This window comes from Cellulomonas sp. C5510 (genome assembly GCF_019797765.1).
In the GTDB taxonomy this organism is placed as follows: Bacteria; Actinomycetota; Actinomycetes; order Actinomycetales; family Cellulomonadaceae; genus Cellulomonas.
The window spans coordinates 3856165-3874006 of the sequence record NZ_CP081862.1; the positions used below are offsets into that span (position 1 = coordinate 3856165).

General features: G+C 74.9%; 12 protein-coding genes, 1 pseudogene and 1 riboswitch. Of the genes and pseudogenes, 5 read left to right on the forward strand and 8 right to left on the reverse strand.

The genetic code is table 11. The annotated features are described in order from the left end of the window. Positions 1–3: 3 nt before the first annotated feature. Complete coding sequence (locus tag K5O09_RS17635) at positions 4–1098, reverse strand: thiamine ABC transporter substrate binding subunit (protein ID WP_222170752.1); 1095 nt, start codon at positions 1096–1098, stop codon at positions 4–6. 83 nt (positions 1099–1181) lie between these two features. Next, positions 1182–1315, reverse strand: a riboswitch (TPP riboswitch). 154 nt (positions 1316–1469) lie between these two features. Here K5O09_RS17635 and K5O09_RS17640 point away from each other — a divergent pair. Both K5O09_RS17640 and K5O09_RS17645 read left to right on the forward strand, forming a co-directional pair. Continuing rightward, the gene (locus K5O09_RS17640; protein ID WP_222170753.1) at positions 1470–1757 is read left to right on the forward strand and encodes a DUF4235 domain-containing protein; all 288 of its coding nucleotides are present in this window, start codon (positions 1470–1472) and stop codon (positions 1755–1757) included. A gap of 87 nt (positions 1758–1844) precedes the next feature. Next, entirely contained in the window at positions 1845–2603 is a 759-nt protein-coding gene (locus K5O09_RS17645; protein WP_222170754.1) for a cyclopropane-fatty-acyl-phospholipid synthase family protein, read from the forward strand. 42 nt (positions 2604–2645) lie between these two features. On the opposite strand, the gene mnhG is transcribed toward K5O09_RS17645, so the two are convergent. From mnhG to K5O09_RS17675, 6 genes are read right to left on the reverse strand one after another with little or no spacing between them, the layout of a single operon-like run. Then, entirely contained in the window at positions 2646–3080 is a 435-nt protein-coding gene (gene mnhG / locus K5O09_RS17650) for a monovalent cation/H(+) antiporter subunit G (protein WP_222170755.1), read from the reverse strand. Continuing rightward, the gene (locus tag K5O09_RS17655) at positions 3077–3526 is read right to left on the reverse strand and encodes a monovalent cation/H+ antiporter complex subunit F (RefSeq protein WP_255595849.1); all 450 of its coding nucleotides are present in this window, start codon (positions 3524–3526) and stop codon (positions 3077–3079) included. Before K5O09_RS17655 ends, mnhG begins: the two co-directional genes overlap by 4 nt. Next, complete coding sequence (locus K5O09_RS17660) at positions 3523–4119, reverse strand: Na+/H+ antiporter subunit E (protein ID WP_222170756.1); 597 nt, start codon at positions 4117–4119, stop codon at positions 3523–3525. The genes K5O09_RS17655 and K5O09_RS17660 overlap by 4 nt, the downstream gene beginning before the upstream one ends. Continuing rightward, a complete protein-coding gene (locus K5O09_RS17665; protein WP_222170757.1) occupies positions 4116–5666 on the reverse strand; it encodes a Na+/H+ antiporter subunit D in 1551 nt (516 codons plus the stop codon). Before K5O09_RS17665 ends, K5O09_RS17660 begins: the two co-directional genes overlap by 4 nt. Next, a complete protein-coding gene (locus K5O09_RS17670; protein WP_222170758.1) occupies positions 5663–6184 on the reverse strand; it encodes a Na(+)/H(+) antiporter subunit C in 522 nt (173 codons plus the stop codon). Before K5O09_RS17670 ends, K5O09_RS17665 begins: the two co-directional genes overlap by 4 nt. Continuing rightward, positions 6181–9285 carry a Na+/H+ antiporter subunit A gene (locus K5O09_RS17675; protein ID WP_222170759.1) on the reverse strand — a complete coding sequence of 1035 codons (3105 nt, stop codon included), beginning with the start codon at positions 9283–9285 and terminating at the stop codon, positions 6181–6183. The genes K5O09_RS17670 and K5O09_RS17675 overlap by 4 nt, the downstream gene beginning before the upstream one ends. Before the next feature lie 292 nt (positions 9286–9577). Between K5O09_RS17675 and K5O09_RS17680 the strand changes: the two genes are divergently transcribed. Next, complete coding sequence (locus K5O09_RS17680; RefSeq protein WP_222170760.1) at positions 9578–11914, forward strand: (Fe-S)-binding protein; 2337 nt, start codon at positions 9578–9580, stop codon at positions 11912–11914. A gap of 323 nt (positions 11915–12237) precedes the next feature. Here the strand turns inward: K5O09_RS17680 and K5O09_RS17685 are convergent, their stop codons facing one another. After that, entirely contained in the window at positions 12238–13812 is a 1575-nt protein-coding gene (locus K5O09_RS17685) for an MFS transporter (protein WP_222170761.1), read from the reverse strand. Between the two features lie 82 nt (positions 13813–13894). Between K5O09_RS17685 and K5O09_RS17690 the strand changes: the two genes are divergently transcribed. After that, positions 13895–14410: a TetR/AcrR family transcriptional regulator gene (locus tag K5O09_RS17690; protein ID WP_255595850.1), complete on the forward strand. Its 516-nt coding sequence runs from the start codon at positions 13895–13897 to the stop codon at positions 14408–14410. Between the two features lie 453 nt (positions 14411–14863). Continuing rightward, a pseudogene (locus tag K5O09_RS17695) lies at positions 14864–17578 on the forward strand (cation-translocating P-type ATPase); the annotation flags it as partial. Positions 17579–17842 lie beyond the last annotated feature (264 nt).

Here is a 17842-nt window from a genome sequence, read left to right on the forward strand (position 1 = left end):
GCGTCAGCCCGTCACCAGGTCCGTCCACTCACGGACCCACGTCTCCCGGTTCGCCGCGATCTCGTCGAGCGGCACGGTGTACGGCTCGTCGGCCAGCGGCGCCCACTGCGCCCAGTCCTCCGGCAGGTCCACCGCCGAGCTCACCGGGTACATGTACATCGACCCGGGGATGTCGCCCTGCACCGCGTCCGACAGCAGCCAGTCCACCAGCCGGCGCGCGCCCTCGGGGTTCTGCGCGCCCGCGAGGACGCCGGCGTACTCGACCTGCCGGAAGCAGGTGCCGAGCAGCGCGCCGGTGGTCGGCTCGCCGCCGCTCTCGGGGATCGTCTCGGGCGGCGACGACGCGTAGGACAGCGCGATCGGCCGGGAGCCGCCGCCGCCCCCGCCGGAGAAGTCGGTGTAGTACGCGTCCGACCAGCCCTCCGCGACCTTCAGGCCGTTCGCCGTGAGGTCACGCCAGTACTGCTGCCAGCCGTCCTCGCCGAACGCCCCGACGGTCGCCAGCAGGAACGCCAGCCCGGGGCTGGACGTCGCGGCGTTCGTCACGACGGTCAGGTCCCGGTACGCGGGGTCGGTCAGGTCCTCGAGCGTCGCCGGCTCCGGGACGCCCCGGTCGGCGAACCAGGCGTGGTCCACGTTGAGGCACACGTCGCCGAGGTCGACGGCGGTCAGCGACCCCGAGTCGTCCGGGGCGTACGGCTCCGCGTCGGCCGCGGCCGGCACCTGCGACGTGTAGGGCTCCAGCACGCCCTCGTCGATCGCCCGCGACGCGAACGTGTTGTCGATCCCGTAGACGACGTCGCCCAGCGGGGCGTCCTTGGTCAGGATGAGCTGGTTCACCAGCGCCCCGCCGTCACCGGGCGCGACCTGCGTGACGGTCAGCCCGGTGTCCGCCTCGAACTGCTCGAGCAGCCCGTCGCTGACGTGGAACGAGTCGTGGGTGACCAGCGTGACCGACCCGCCCGCCGTGCCGTCCCCGCCCGCGGACCCGCCGGACGGCGACCCGCCGGTGGCCGAGCAGGCCGTGAGGGCCAGGGCCGCGACCCCCAGGGCCGCGGTGTGCCGGATGGTCCGGCGTGCTGCGCGCGTGCGCGCCATGCGTCCTCCTCGATGTGCAACCGAGGGGGTCGCCGCGCGTCGTCCGCCCGCGCGCGCTGCCGCACCCGTGCCGACGACACGAGGCGACTGAGATCCCGACTCCCTACGCCGGTGCTAACCGGATCAGGTGCGAGGGTCTGCGGTTCCGTCCGCACTCTCAGCGTCGGTCGGGCGCCACCTCGCGGCGGCGGTCCGGGACGCTCCCCTGTCGTTCGGGGCCGACCCTACACCGCCGTCCCCGACGCCCCCAGCCGCCGCCCCCGCGCGACTGCGTGCGCCGGGGTGACCTGCGGTGCGGCACCCGCGGGGCTAGCGTGGGGCGCAGCACGCACGCGCCCGCACGACACCGCACCGACGCAGCAGGAGGAACCGTGGCCGACGAGGAGACCCAGTCCACGTTCGCGAAGATCACCGGCCTGGTGGTGGCGGGCGCGGTCGCGTGGCTCGCCGGGAAGGCCGTGGACGCCGCCTGGAAGGCCGCCGTCGGCCACAAGCCGCCGAAGCCGGAGGACGACGCCGACGACATCCGCATCGGCGAGGTGGTCGCGGCCTCCGTGATCACCGCCGGCGCCGTGACGCTGGCGCGGGTGTTCGCCACGCGCGGGACCAAGAAGTTCGTGCAGCGCGTCGACAGGAACCGGCGCCTGCCGCACGCCTGACCAGGCACGGAGGTCCCCCTCCGACCGACCTGCGCCCCGCTAGGCTCGAGCGTCCCGCTCGCCGACGAATGCGCAGGTCAGCCCGCCATGCCCGCGACGCCAGCCCGGCCCGCACGCCGCTGTGTCCAGACCGTCGACGACGTGCTCGACCTCATGGACCACCTGTTCGCCGAGCAGGCCGACCGGTGGTCGGACCGGGGCGGCGCGGACTTCTGGGACCGGTTCTACGCCGACCGCGGCCGGGGCGTGCCGTTCTTCCGCTGGGCCCCGGACGAGAGCCTGGTGGCGTGGCACGCCGACGGCCGGCTGCCCCTCGGTCCGGGCACCCGGGTGCTGGAGCTCGGCTGCGGGCCCGGCCGCAACGCCGTCTGGCTCGCGCAGCAGGGCTGCACCGTCGACGCGCTCGACCTCTCGCAGGCGGCGCTGGACTGGGGACGGGAGCGGGCCGACGAGGCCGGCGTCGACGTCCGGTTCGCCCGCGCGGACGTCCTCACGTGGCAGCCGCCGGCGGAGCAGTACGACCTGGTCTACGACTCCGGCTGCTTCCACCACCTGCCGCCGCACCGCCGGCTGACGTACCGCGGGCTGCTGGAGCGGACGGTGCGCCCCGGCGGGCGGTTCGGCCTGGCCTGCTTCGCGACCGGGCACGACGGGCGCGGCGGCACCGAGGCGGACGACGCCGACCTGTACCGCGAGGGCGGGCTCGGCGGCGGGCTCGCCTACGGCGCCGACGACCTGCGGCGCGCGTTCGGCTGGCTGGACGAGGTGGAGCTGCGCCGCATGCGGTCCGGCGACCCGGCGACGTTCGGCGAGGACTTCCTCTGGGCGGCGATGTTCCGCCGGTGACGGCACACCGCCGGGGCGGGCACCGGACGCCCGCCGCCGGGGTCAGCCCGGGCGGCCGGACGCACCCGGGGCACCGTGCGCGTCGTCGTGGTCGTCGTCCTCGTCCCCGTCCTGCGTCCCCTCGCGCTCCGACGCGCGCTCCTGCGCCTCGGTGAGCTCGTCGACGACGAGCAGGTCGCGGCGCACCTTGCCCGTGCGGTAGCCCGCCCGCCCGACCAGGTGGGCCGCGACGGGCGCCGTGAGCATCTGGAACAGCGCCACCAGGATCAGCGCCCACACCGCGCCGCCGGACCGCAGCCGCAGCGATAGCCCGATGAGCACCAGGACCAGCCCGAGCACCTGCGGCTTGGTGCCGGCGTGCATCCGGGACAGCAGGTCGGGGAACCGCAGCACGCCGATGCCGGCCGCGAGCGCCAGCAGCGCGCCGCCGAGGAGGCAGACCGCCGCCACGACGTCCGCGAGGGTGTCCGTGCTCACCGTGCGCCTCCCTCCTGCTCCTCGTCCGCGTGGTCCTCGTGCCCGTGCGCGGCGTCGTCGTGCGTCACCTGCGCCTCGGCCTCCTGGGCGCGGCGCCGGCGGCGCTGCTCCTCGGCCTCGTCCTCGGCGCGCATGCGCTCGGCCTCCTCCTGGGCGATCTCCTCGCGGGTGCGCACGCGGCCCTCGCCCTCGGGCTCCACGGACGCGAACCGGGAGATGGTCACCGAGCCGACGAACCCCACGAGAGAGAGCACGACGAGGACGGGCACGACGTCGGTGCGCCGGTCGATCGAGGCGTACAGCGCGACGCCGGCGACCACGACGGTCACGACGATGTCGAGCGCCACGGTGCGGTCCAGCATCGACGGGCCCCGCTCCGCCCGGACCAGGGCCAGAGCCCCCGCGACGGCCAGCAGCGCGGCGCACACCAGGTACACGGCGGTCACGCGCCCACCTCCGTCCCGGGGGTGCCGCGCCGGGCGGCACGGCGCGGGTGGGGCTCGAGGCCGGCCCCGCGCAGCTCGGCGTCGGAGGCGAACGCCCGCAGCACACGCTCCTCCTGGTCGAGCACCGCCTGCCGCGCCGCCTCCACGCCGCCGGACTGCTCCACGTCCAGCACGTGCAGGTAGAGCATGCCGGTCAGCCGGTGCGCCTCGACGACGAGCGACCCGGGGACGAGCGAGCACAGCTCGGCGGTCATCGTGAGGTACAGGTCGGAGTGGCTGCGCAGCTGCACGCCGATGACGGCGCCTCGCGGGGTGTGGCGCGGCCGCAGCGCGACCCACGAGACCTCGGCGGACGCCACCACCAGGTCCCACGCGAAGCGCACGACCAGCACCACGAGACCCCACGGGCGGAGCCGACCGTGGAAGTCGATCGGCGTCATACGCAGCGCCCCGGTCACGCTGACGGCCACGACGGCGCCGGCGAGGACGTTGGCGACGGTCAGGTCGCCCCACAGCAGCACCCAGACGCCGACCAGCCAGAGCATCGTGGGCCACTGCGCGGCGAGCCGCCGGCGGCGCGGGTGCAGGCTCATCCGTCCGCCTCCGCCCGGGCGGCGTCCGCCGACTCCCCCTCGCCCCGGCCGCCGTCCGGCAGCACCGACTGCACGTACACGTCGCGGTCCGCCAGCGCCTCGGCAGCACGCTCCGCGTAGCCGTACAGCGGCCCGGCGAACACCGTGAGGCCGAGACCCAGCGCGACGAGGGCGGCCGCGGGGCCGACCATGCCCGCCGGGAGCGTGGCCTCGGGCAGCGGCTCCGGCGGGGTCTGCCAGAACGCCTTGTTCCAGGCCTTGATGAGGGCGTACAGCGTGAGCAGCGACGTCAGCACACCCCCGACCACCAGCGCGAGCGCGAGCGGGCGGGCGTCCTGCACGCCGGCCTGCAGCAGGCCGACCTTCCCGAGGAACCCGGACAGCGGCGGGATGCCGCCCAGGTTCATCGCCGGGACGAAGAAGAGCACCGCGAGCACGGGCGCGAGCTTCGCGAGGCCGCCGAGCGACTCCAGCGACGTCGTGCCGCCGCGGCGCTCGATGAGCCCGGCCACCAGGAACAGGCCGGTCTGCACGGTGATGTGGTGGGCGACGTAGTAGATCGCCGCGGCCCACCCCGCCTGCGAGGACAGCGCGATGCCGAAGATCATGTAGCCGATGTGGCTGACGAGCGTGAACGACAGCAGGCGCTTGAGGTCGTCCTGCGCGACCGCACCGAGGATGCCCACGACCATCGTCGCGAGCGCCGCCCACAGCAGCACGTCGTCCATCCGCCCCTCGGGGAACAGCAGCGTCTGCGTGCGGATGATCGCGTACACGCCGACCTTGGTGAGCAGGCCGGCGAACACGGCGGTGACGGGCGCCGGCGCGGTCGGGTAGGAGTCGGGCAGCCACGCGGACAGCGGGAAGATCGCGGCCTTGATGCCGAACGCGAGCAGCAGCAGCACCTGCAGCAGCAGCCGCACGCCCGGGTCGATCTCCGGGAGCCGCTCGGCCAGCTGCGCCAGGTTCACGGTGCCCGTCGCGGCGTACGTCAGCGCGATCGCGATGAGGAACAGCAGCGAGGACAGCAGCGCGACGACCACGTAGATGCTGCCCGCGCGGATGCGCTCCCCCGTGCCGCCGAGCGTGAGCAGCACGTAGGAGGCGGCCAGCAGGATCTCGAAGCCGACGTAGATGTTGAACAGGTCGCCGGACAGGAACGCGTTCGCGACGCCGGCGGCCAGGATCAGGTAGGTCGGGTGGTAGATCGACACCGGCGCGGCCTCGTCGCCGTCGGCCTCACCCTGCGCCAGCGAGTACAGCTGGACGCACAGGGTGACCGCCGCGGAGACGGTGAGCATGAGCGCCGACAGCCGGTCCGCCACCAGGTCGATGCCGACCGGGGCCGCCCAGTTGCCGATGTCGACGACGAGCGGGCCGTCGTCGACGAGGACCAGCAGCGACGCGGCCGCCACCAGCACGATGCTGAGCGCGACGACGCTGATGATCCGCTGCGCCTGGGGCTTGCGGTACAGCGCGAGCGCCAGGCCCGCGCCGAACAGCGGCACGACGACGGGCAGCGGGACCAGCCAGGTGTAGTCCGTCACGCGCCCTCCCGCTGGCCGGTGGCCGGCTCGGCTGCGGTGCCCGCGGGCACCGGCCCGCCCTCGTCGGTCTCGTCGCGGGTCTCCGCGGCCTCCTCGTCGAGCGACGTGATGGTGTCCTCCGTGTCGGCGTCCTCGAACGCGCGCTCGTCCCGGGCGGCCAGCCGCGCGATGCGGCGGTCCTCCACGTCGTCCTGCACCTCGTCGTGCCGGTGCAGCTGCCAGGACCGGTACGCCATCGCGAGCAGGAACGCCGTCATGCCGAGCGTGATGACGATCGCGGTCAGGACCATGGCCTGCGGCAGGGGGTCCGCCATGTCGCGCTCGAGCTCCAGCCCGACGATCGGCGGCCGGCCCGCCGCGCCCCCGGCCACCAGGAAGAGCAGGTTGGCGCCGTTGCCGATGAGGATGATCCCGATGAGCACGCGGGACAGGCTCCGCTCGAGCAGCAGGTAGACGCCGGCGGTCACCAGCACGACGATCACCGCGACCAGCGCGAGGTTCGGGCTCATGTCGATCATCGCGGCCCCCCGGAGGTAGTCGTGTCCGCCGGGCCGCCGGTGCCGCCCCCGCCGCGCCCGACGAGGCCCGCGGCGGCCGCGTCGACCCGGATCTCCTCGCCCGGGTCCGCGTCGCCGCCGACGGGCTCGGCGTCGCCCTCGGCCTCCGCCTGCCGGTCGATCTCCGCCCCGAGCGACCGCAGGATGTCGAGCACCAGCCCCACCACCACGAGGTACACGCCGACGTCGAAGAACAGCGACGTCACGAGCTTGACGTGGCCGAGCAGCGGCAGGTCCGCCTCGAGGATCCAGGACTGCAGCACCGTGCCGCCGAACACCAGGGCCCCGAGGCCGACGCCCGCGGACAGGAACAGGCCGCTGCCCAGCAGCAGACCGGGCTGCACCGGCGCCGCCTCGCCCAGCTCGTACCGCCCGCCGGCCAGGTACCGGACGATCAGCGCGATGCCGGTCACGAGTCCCGCCGCGAACCCGCCGCCGGGAGCGTTGTGCCCGGAGAACAGCAGGTAGAGCGAGTACACGATCATCGTGTGGAACAGCAGCCGGACCACGACCTCGAACACCACGGACCGGCGACGCGGGGCGAGCGTCCGCCCCGCGCGCAGCCACTCCCGCGGCTGGTACGCGCTGCGCGCCTCGACCGGCCGGCGCACCACGGCGAGCGGGTCGTCACCACCGCCCCAGACCTGGCGCTGCTCGGGGGCATCGCCCGCCCGGAAGATCGCGCCGGAGCGCCGCCGGAGGAACACCAGGGAGGCGACGCCGGTCGCGGCGACCAGCACGACCGAGATCTCGCCCATCGTGTCCCACGCGCGGATGTCGACGAGCGTGACGTTGACGATGTTCTTGCCGCCGCCGTACGCGTAGGCCTCCTCGGCGAAGTCCACCGAGACGGGCGTGTGCACCCGGGCGGCGGGCACCACGAGCGCCAGGCCGCCCACCGTCAGCCCCACGGACAGCGCGATCGCGAGCCGGACCCAGCGCGACCCGACGAGCGGCCGGTCCGAGAAGTACGGCGGCAGCCGGCGCATCACCAGGACGAACACCACGAGGGTGACGGTCTCGACGAGCACCTGCGTGAGGGCGAGGTCCGGTGCGCCGTGCAGCAGGAACAGGGCCGCGACGCCGTAGCCCGAGACGCCCATGAGGATCACGGCCTTGAGGCGCCGGCGGGCGCGGGCGACGAGCACCGCGGCCACGGCCACGAACGCCCCGACGACGACCTGCGCCGGGCGGTCCCACGGCCGGGTCTCGGCCGGGAGCCGCGTGTACGTCAGCAGCGGGATGCCGACGGCGACGACGAACACCACGAGGATCCCGCCGAGGTACACGGGCAGGGAACCGCGCTGGGTCACGGCGGTGACGTCCGCGGCCACGTCGTCGAGGCGGCGCATGAACTTGCGGTAGACCCGGTCGGCCTCCGGCACGCGCGGCGCCGCGGCCTGCGCCTGCTCCACGGGGCCGCGCACGACGAACAGCAGCACGCCGGCGGCCAGCACGGCGACCGTGATCGCGAGCGTCGGGGTCAGGCCGCCCCACAGCAGGAGGTGGCCGGGCTCCCCCACCGGGTACGCGTCGGCCTGCGGCGCGAGGAGCTGCTCCCCGAGGCCCGGCAGCAGCGCGACCGCGAGCCCGAGCACGGCCAGCAGCATCGCGGGCCACACGAGCAGCAGGGACGGGCGGCCGACGGGCGCGGGCTCGGCGCGGTCGTCCTCCGGGCCGGGTTCGGGCGACTCGCGCGGTACGGGCTCCTTGCCGGTCGCGTCCTTCGCGGCCGCGAGCTCGCGCACCGCGGCCGGGGACAGCACCTGCTTGGACCAGAACGCGCCCCACCACAGCCGGATGCCGTAGGCGACGGTGAGCGCGGAGCCGACCGCGACCAGCACCAGGACCGTCGGGCCGAACGGGTCGCCGTCGTGTCCGAGCGCCTCGAGGGCGGCCTCCTTCGCGACGTAGCCGGCGAACGGCGGGGCGCCGATCATCGACAGGGTGGCGAGCGCGCCGGCCGTGGCGGTGATCGGCAGCGCCCGCCCCACCCCCGACAGCCGCCGCAGGTCGCGGGTGCCGGTCGCGGCGTCGACCACGCCGACCACGAGGAACAGCGCCGCTTTGAACATGGCGTGCGCGCCGATCATCGCGAGGCCGGCCAGGGCCGTGGCCCGGGTGCCGAAGCCGATGAGGAGGATGATGAGGCCGAGCTGGCTCACGGTGCCGAACGCGAGGATGAGCTTGAGGTCGTGCTGCCGCAGGGCGCGGTAGCCGCCGAGCAGCAGGGTGCCGCCGCCGAGCACGACGACCAGCCACCGCCAGGCGCTCAGCTCGGAGTACGCCGGCGCGAACCGGGCGACCAGGTAGACGCCGGCCTTCACCATCGCGGCGGCGTGCAGGTACGCGCTGACGGGGGTCGGCGCGGCCATCGCGGCGGGCAGCCAGAAGTGCAGGGGGATCAGGGCCGACTTGCTCGCTGCGCCGACCAGCAGGCAGACCACGCCGGCTGTGACCATGGCACCGTGCGGCGGGTCGGCGAGGATCTCCGACAGGCGGTACGTGCCGGCCGCCTCGCCGAGCAGCACGACGCCGACCAGCATCGTCAGGCCGCCGGCCGTGGTCACGACGATGGCCTGCATCGCGGCCCGCCGGCTGGCCTTGCGGTCGTGGTAGTGCCCGATGAGCAGGTAGGAGAAGACCGTCGTCAGCTCCCAGAACACGAACAGCAGCAGCGTGTCGTCGGCGGTGACGAGGCCGAACATCGCGCCGGCGAACGCCACCAGCACGCCGCCGAACCGCCCGAGCCCGCTCGCGTTCTCCTTGAAGTAGGCCGAGCAGTAGACCAGCACCACCGCGCCGACACCGCCGACCAGCAGCGTCATCAGCCACGACAGCGTGTCGAGGCGGAACGCCAGCTCCAGCCCCAGCCCGGGGATCCACTCCACCCGCTGCGTCGGACCGCCGCCCTCCATGACCTCGCCGGTCAGCGTGAGCGCCCACACGGTCACCGAGGCGGGCGCCAGCGCGAGCACCCAGAACGCCCTGCGGCCGATCCACGCCACCAGGGCAGGGGCGACCAGAGCAGCCAGCAGGTGCACCGCGAGGAGCTGCAGCACGTCCGCTCCGTCCTGTCGTGGGCGGGTGGTCGGTCGGTCGGTGACGCCGTCGTGGCCCGGGCCGGGGCGGCACGGACGGCGGTCGGCGGTCGTGTGGTGTTGTCAGCGGGCAGGTACAGGGACGCACGGCGACGCCGCGCGCGCAAGGGCCGCCGGCGCCGACCGAGGTCGAGGGATTGCCGCAACTGTACCAAGCGGTCACCACGCACCGCCGCGGATGTGCAGGACGCCACACTCCCGGGGGGACCTCGGGTCCGGACGGGTCACGGGACCGTGCGGCTAGCGTGTGCGCGTGGACGCGCTCCGGGTGACCTGCCTCGTCGTGGTGCTCGCGGCCACCGTCGTGGGCGTCGCGGTCTTCGCCCGCGGCGCCGTCCGGCTCACGCGCACGATCCGCTCGGGCCGCCCCGCGCCGGGGAGGCTGCGTCCCGCCGGGCGGCGGACCTGGCTGGTCGTGCGGGAGATGATCGGCCACGGGCGGTTCCAGCACCGACCGGTGGTGCGCGTCGCCCACTGGTCGGTGATGGTGTCGTTCCCGGTCCTGTTCCTCACGCTCGTCACCGGGTACGTGCAGGTGGTGGACCCGGGCTTCGTGCTGCCGGTGCTCGGCGGGTTCGCGCCCTGGTCGTGGCTCACCGAGGGCATCGCGTGGCTGTCGCTCGCGGGGATCCTCGCCCTGGTCGCCGCCCGCGTCCGCACCACGCCGCGCGGCGCCCCGGCGACGCCCGCGCGGGCCGTCGCGGCCGCCGGGGCGGGCGTCGGCGACGGCAGCGGGCCCGCACCCACCGAGCCGGCGCGGCGGTCCCGGTTCTTCGGCTCCCACACCGGGCAGGCCGCCGTGGTCGAGGCCACCGTGCTGCTGGTCATGCTGGCCGTGCTGCTGCTGCGCGGCCTCGAGCACGAGCTCGCCGCGCGCGACGGCTCGGCCCTGGCGAGCGCCTGGCACTTCCCCACCACGGGGTGGATCGGCGACCTGTGGGCCGGGGTCCCGACCGCGACGCTCGAGTCCGCCGTCGTGGTCTGCGCGACCGTCAAGATCCTCGTCTCCATGGCGTGGTTCGTCGTCGTGGGTCTGCAGCCCACGATGGGGGTCGCGTGGCACCGGTTCCTCGCCGTCGTCAACGTGTACGCGCGGCGCTCCCCCGACGGGGACGTCGCGCTCGGCCCGCTCGACCCGGTCCGCGTCGACGGGCGCGAGCTCGACGTCGCCGCCCTCGAGGACCTGCCGGACGACGCCCGCCTCGGCGCGCGCGCCGTCGAGGACCTCACCTGGAAGCAGCTGCTCGACGTCACGACCTGCACCGAGTGCGGCCGCTGCCAGGAGCAGTGCCCCGCGTGGGCGACCGGCAAGCCGCTGTCCCCCAAGCTCCTGACGCTCGCCCTGCGGGACCACGCCGCCGCCACCGCCCCGTACCTGCGGGCGGCCCGCGCCGGCACCGACGTCGAGCCCGGCCACGTGGACGTCGACCTCGTCGCCTCCGGCGTCATCGACGCGGACGCCCTGTGGGCGTGCACCACCTGCGGGGCGTGCGTGCAGCAGTGCCCCGTCGACATCGAGCACGTCGACACGATCGTCGACATCCGCCGCTACCAGACGCTCATGGAGTCGGCGTTCCCCGCCGAGCTCGGCGGGACGTTCACCAAGATGGAGCGCCGGGGGAACCCGTGGGGGCTGCCCGCGCGCCAGCGGCTGGACTGGGCGAAGGACCTGCCGTTCGACGTGCCCGTGGTCGGCGCGGACGTCGAGTCGGCGGCTGAGGTCGACTACCTGTTCTGGGTCGGCTGCGCCGGGGCGTACGAGGAGAAGGCGCGTCGCACCACCCGCGCCGTGGCGGAGCTGCTGCACACCGCCGGCGTGACGTTCGCCGTGCTCGGCGACGGCGAGGGCTGCACGGGCGACCCCGCACGCCGCGCCGGCAACGAGGTGCTCTACCAGATGCTCGCCTCCGCGAACGTCGAGACGCTCGCCGCCGCCGGGGCGCGCGCCGTCGTCGTCACGTGCGCCCACTGCTTCAACACCCTGTCCCGGGAGTACCCGCAGCTCGGCGGGCACTACGACGTCGTGCACCACACCGAGCTGCTCGACCGGCTGGTCGCCGAGGGCCGCCTCACCCCGGTCGACCCGGGTGACGGCCCGCAGCGCGTCACCTACCACGACCCCTGCTACCTCGGCCGGCACAACGACGTCTACGAGCCGCCGCGCGAGCTGCTGGCCGCGCTGCCGGGCGTCGAGGCCGTCGAGATGCCGAGGACCCGCGAGCGCTCGTTCTGCTGCGGCGCCGGCGGGGCGCGCATGTGGATGGAGGAGTCGATCGGCACCCGCATCGGCACCGCCCGGGCAGCCGAGGCCGTCGCCACCGGGGCGGACGTCATCGCGACGGCGTGCCCGTACTGCACCGTGATGCTGACGGACGGGGTCGCGGCGGCGGCCGCCCCGGCGGCGTCCGCCCCGGCGGGGACCGCCCCGGCCGGGTCCGCCCCGGCGGCGTCCGCAGCGCCCTCGGGCGCAGGTGCGGCGAGCGCCACGCGCCTCGACCGCGCCGCGGTCGGCGTCCCGGAGGTCACCGACATCGCGCTGCTGCTGCTCGACCGCGTCCGCGCCGGCACCGTCGGAGGCTCCGAACGCTGACGGAGACCCCCGCGCGGGATCGGAGGTGTCCGCGGAGACCTCCGATCCCGCGCGCACCCCTCCCTCGCCGTTGGGAGCCTCCGAACGCACACCATGAGGTCCGGCCGCGCACGCCCTGACGCCGCCCGCCGCCCCCGCCGCCGCTCCGAGCGCCCCGCACGCTCGCCCTCCCGGGCCAGCCCGCGCCACCGTCGGAGGCTCCGAACGCTCTCGGAGACCCCCGCGCGCCATCGGAGGTGTCCGCGGAGACCTCCGATCCCGCGCGCACCCCTCCCTCACCGTTGGGAGCCTCCGAGGGAGCCCGCCGGAGCGCGTCGGGTGCGTCAGAGGGCCGTCGCGCGGCGCAGCGCCACGAACGAGACCACGGCGGCGGCCACCGCCACGAGCGCCCCGACGGCGGCGGCGTGCTGCGTGCCCGCGTCGAACGCCAGCCGGGCGGACTCCAGCAGCGCGCCGGCCGCGTCCGGGCCGAGCCCCTCCGCCACGCCGACCGCGCCGCCGAGCGTCTCCCCGGCGGCGTGCGCCTGGTCCGCCGTCAGGCCGTCGGGAACGGCGACACGGGCCCGGTAGGTCGCGTTGAGCAGCGAGCCGAGCAGGGCCACGCCGAGGGTGGTGCCGAGCTCGTAGGCGGTCTCCGAGATCGCGGACGCCGCCCCGGCCTTCTCCGGTGGGACCACCGTCGTGATCTGGTCGTTCGTGAGGGTCTCCGCGAGCCCGACGCCGGTCCCCATGATCACGAAGGTCACGCCGACGGTGACCGGGGTCGGCACGTCCCCGACGAGGGTCAGCACGCCGTACCCGGCGGCGGCGAGCAGGAACGACGACCCGATCAGCGTCCCCGGACGCACGTGCCGCACCAGGCGGACCGCCAGGAGGCCGGCGGCCACGGACGCAGCGAGACCCGGCACCAGCACGAGCCCGGCGTCCATCGGGCTCAGGCCCGCGGCGAGCTGCAGGAACTGCGACACGACGACGAGCAGCCCGGAGAACCCGAGCACGGACAGCAGGTTGGCCGCGACCGCGCCGGAGAACGTCGGCCGGGCGAACAGGCGGACGTCGAGCATGGGTGCCGCGAGCCGGCGCTGACGGCGGACGAACGCCGCGCCCGCCGCGAGGCCGACGAGCACACCCGCGACGGTGCCGCCTGTGACCCCGTGCTCCCCGACCGCGATGATCGCGTGCACCAGCGGCAGCATCGTGGCGAGCGACAGCACGATGCTCCACGGGTCGAGCGGCCCGGGCGCCGGGTCCTTCGACTCCGGCACCAGCAGCAGCGCCAACGGCAGCAGGAGCAGCAGCACCGGCACGTTCAGCAGGAACACCGAGCCCCACCAGAAGTGCGTGAGCAGCACCCCGCCGACGACCGGGCCCAACGCCGCTCCACCGGCGAACCCGGACGCCCACACCGCGATGGCGAGACGACGCTGCGACCGGTCCAGGAAGACGTTCCTGATGAGCGACAGCGTGGACGGCATCAGCGTCGCCCCGAACACGCCGAGCAGCGCGCGCGACGCGATCAGCACCTGCGGGGAGGTCGACCACGCCGCCAGCAGGGAGACCACGGCGAAGCCGGTCGCCCCGACGAGCAGCAGCCGTCGCCGGCCGATGCGGTCCCCCAGGGAGCCCATGGGCACGAGCAGGCCGGCGAGCATCAGCGGGTAGGCGTCCACGATCCACAGCAGCTGCGACCCGGACGCGCCGAGCGCGGCGGTGATCGAGGGCAGCGCGAACGACAGCACGGTGTTGTCCACGGAGATCAGCAGGACGGGCAGCATGAGGACCGCGAGCACGCCCCAGGGCCGGACCGGCTGGCCTCGGTGCAGCAGGACGGCCGCGGCCGCGGTGGGGCCGGTCGCGGGGCTGGTGGCGGGGTGGCCGGTGGGGGCCGGGGCAGACATGGCAGAGACCTCGTTCGGTGAGCGGACCCGACGACTGTACCGTCCGGACGGTACAGTCGTCGAGACCGGTACGGTCGTCGCCATGTCCGCCACCCGCGACCGGCTGCTCGACGCCTTCGAGGGCCTGCTCATCGAGCACGGCGCCCGCGCCGCCACGCTCGACGCCGTCGCCGCGGCCGCGGGCGTCTCCAAGGGCGGGCTGCTCTACCACTTCCCCAGCAAGGCGGCCCTCGTCCAGGGTCAGCGCGAGCGCCTGGCCGCGCTCGGGGACGCCGACGTCGAGGCGATGCGCGCCGCGCCCGAGGGGCCGGTCGAGTACTACCTGCGCAGCTCCACGGAGTCCGGCGGCCCGCTGGACCGGGCGCTCGTCGCCGCGATCCGGCTCGCGGAGGAGTCCGACGGCGACGCGTCGTCGGTGCTGGACCGCATGCGCGCAGCCTGGTACGACGCCCTCGTCGAGGAGCTGGAGGACCCGGCCCTCGCGCACGTCGTCGAGCTCATCGGCGACGGGATGTACCACCACGCCGTCACGGGCGTGAAGGACGACTCGGCGCTCGCGGACGCCCGCGAGGTGATCGGCCGGCTGCGCTCGCGCTGACGGCGTGCTGCGGCGTCCCGCCGCGGTGCCCGGACGCACGAGGACCCCGCGACCTGGCGGCCACGGGGTCCCGCGGTGGTCGCGTCAGATCCGCACGCGCCGTGGGTTGCTCACCGACGTCCACGCGATCTCGTCGCGCTGGCCGTCGGCGGTCTGCTGGTCCTGCGAGGTCATGTCCATCGTCGCCCCCTCGTCGTGGTCCCGGGGCAGCAGTCTGCGGGTGCACCGCGAGCGGCGCACCCCCTGGGGGTGAACGGCACGTAAAACCTCACGGGACGACTCACCCGGGGCCCCCGCGCGACGTCGTGGGACCCCCGTCCCACGGCCGCCGGGGACCCGCGTGCGAGACGCGTGCGCGACGTGCGAGGCGTCGTCCCCAGGCCCGGGGCGGGGGCTCGATCCTGCCGGGGAGGCGTGCCACGATGGCGTGGACGCCGACGACCAGGTGGTGACATGACGACCTCCGCACCCGCGACGCCCTCACCCTCGCCCACCGACGGGGCGGCGACGCCGCGGCCCTACGCCGAGCCCGCGGACGCGGTCCTCGCCGGTCTCGACGCGACTCCCGACGGTCTCGGCGGCGCGGAGGCGGGACGCCGGCTGGCGGAGCGGGGCCCGAACCGGCTGCCCACGCCGCCACGGCCGAGCGCCCTGCGGCGGCTGCTCGGACACTTCGACGACATCCTCATCTACATCCTGCTGGCGTCGGCCGTCCTCAAGGCGATCCTCGGCGACTGGATCGACTTCAGCGTCATCCTGGCGGTCGCGGTCATCAACGCCGCCGTGGGCTTCCTCCAGGAGGGCCAGGCCGAGCGGGCGCTCGACGGCATCCGCACCATGCTGTCGCTCGACGCGCAGGCACGCCGCGACGGCGAGTGGCAGGTCGTCGACGCGGAGACGCTCGTGCCGGGCGACGTCGTCCGGGTCCGTTCCGGGGACCGCGTGCCCGCTGACCTGCGGCTCCTCGAGGCGACGAACCTGCAGGTGGAGGAGGCCGCGCTCACCGGTGAGTCGGTACCCGCCGCCAAGGACGTCACGCCGGTCGGCGCGGACGCCGGGCTCGGTGACCGCGCCTCGATGCTGTACTCCGGGACGATCGTCGCCGTCGGGACCGGCACCGGTGTCGTCACCGCGACGGGCGCGGGCACGGAGATCGGCCGCATCCAGTCGATGATCGCGGAGGTCGACCACCTCGACACCCCGCTGTCCCGCCAGCTCGCGGCGTTCGGCAAGACGCTCTCGCTGGGGATCCTCGGCATGGCCGCGCTCATGCTCGTCATCGGGCGCGTGATCCACGACTTCGACCTGCCCGACCTGGTCTCGGCGGCCATCGGCTTCGCGGTCGCCGCCGTCCCCGAGGGCCTCCCGGCGCTGGTGACGGTGACGCTCGCGCTCGGCGTGCAGCAGATGGCACGGCGCAACGCCATCACCCGCAAGCTGACCGCGGTGGAGGCGCTCGGCTCGGTCACGACGATCTGCTCGGACAAGACCGGCACCCTGACGAAGAACGAGATGACCGCCCGGACGGTCGTCACCGCCGTGGCGACCTACGACGTGGAGGGCCTGGGGTACGCCCCGGAGGGCCGCGTGACGCTCGACGGCCGACCGGCGCCCCTCGACTCGCACGACGACCTGCGGGCGCTGCTGACCGCCGCGGCCGCCTGCAACGACGCGCGAGTGGTCCCCGAGGGCAACGGGTGGCGCGTCGTCGGGCAGCCGACCGAGGGGGCGGTCGCGACGCTCGCGCTCAAGGCGGGCGCGGACGTGTCGGAGGTGCGACGGCACGCCGTGCTGCCGTTCGAGTCCGCGACGAAGTTCATGGCCACGCTCGACGAGGTGCCCGGCACCGGACGGCGGGTGCGCGTCGTCGGCGCGCCCGACCGGCTGCTCGACCGGTGCACCCACCAGCGCGGGGCGGACGGCGCCCCGGAGCCGCTGGACCGGGAGCGGTGGGAGGCCGTCATCGACCGGATCGGGGGCCAGGGCCTGCGGACGCTGGCCGCCGCCGAGCGCCCCGCCGCCGACGACGCCGACACGCTGAGCCCCGAGGACGTCGAGGACGGCCTCGTGTTCCTCGGGGTCCTCGGCATCGTCGACCCGCCGCGTCCCGAGGCCGTGCAGGCGATCGCGGACTGCCACCGCGCCGGCATCCGGGTCAAGATGATCACCGGCGACCACGTGGGCACCGCGACCGCCATCGCCCGCGAGCTCGGGATCGTGGCCGCCGACGGTGACGTCCGCGCGCTCACCGGTGCCGACCTCGAGGCCATGACGCAGGAGCAGCTGCGCACCTGCGTGCGCGACGTCGACGTCTACGCGCGCACCAGCCCGGAGCACAAGATCCGCATCGTGCGCGCGCTCCAGTCGCACGGGGAGGTCGTCGCCATGACCGGCGACGGCGTCAACGACGCCCCGGCACTCACCCGCGCGGACGTCGGCATCGCGATGGGCATCAAGGGCACGGAGGCCACCAAGGAGGCCGCCGAGATCGTCCTCGCGGACGACAACTTCGCGTCCATCGAGCGGGCCGTGGAGGAGGGGCGGCGGATCTACGACAACATCCGCAAGTCCGTCGTCTTCCTGCTGCCCACCAACGGCGCGCAGTCGCTCGTGATCCTCGTGGCCGTGCTGTTCGGTCTCGCCCTGCCGCTCGCCCCCGTGCAGATCCTGTGGGTCAACCTCGTCACCGCCGTGACCCTGTCGCTCGCCCTGGCGTACGAGCCCGCGGAGCCGGGTGTCATGGCGCGGCCGCCGCGCAAGCCCGGCGGGTCCGTGATCTCCCGCGACGCCTTGCGTCACGTCGTGGTGGCGTCGCTGCTCATCGGCGGGGCCACGCTCGCGGTGTTCAGCATCGAGCGGGCGCGTGGCACGGCGACGGACGTGGCCCAGACCACGGCCGTCACGATGCTCGCCCTCGGACAGCTCGCCTACCTGTTCAACTGCCGGTTCCTGGGCGAGTCGAGCATCACGACGCGGGTGCTGCGCGGCAACCCGGTGGTGTGGATCGCGACCGGCGCGCTGCTGGTCCTCCAGCTCGTGTTCACGTACGTGCCGTTCATGAACGCGTGGTTCGACTCGGCGCCGATCAACCTGCGCGAGTGGGGCCTGACCCTCGGGTTCGCGATCATCGTGTTCCTGCTGGTCGAGGCCATGAAGGCGATCACCCGGACGCGTGACCGGGCCCGCACCACCGGCACCGCGCGGACGACCGCGGGGACCGCCGGGGCCGGCACCGCCGGGGACCACGCAGCGACGGGCACCGCCGACGGTGTGCACGTGGACGAGGCCGCTGCGCGCCTGCCCGACCTGGTCGCCGCCGCCGAGCAGGGCGACGAGATCGCCCTGGTCCGCGACGGGCGCACCGTCGCCCGGCTCGTGCCCGCCCGCGACGGCGCCCGCCGGGCCAGCGGGCGTCGTGGCGGGGTCGACGCG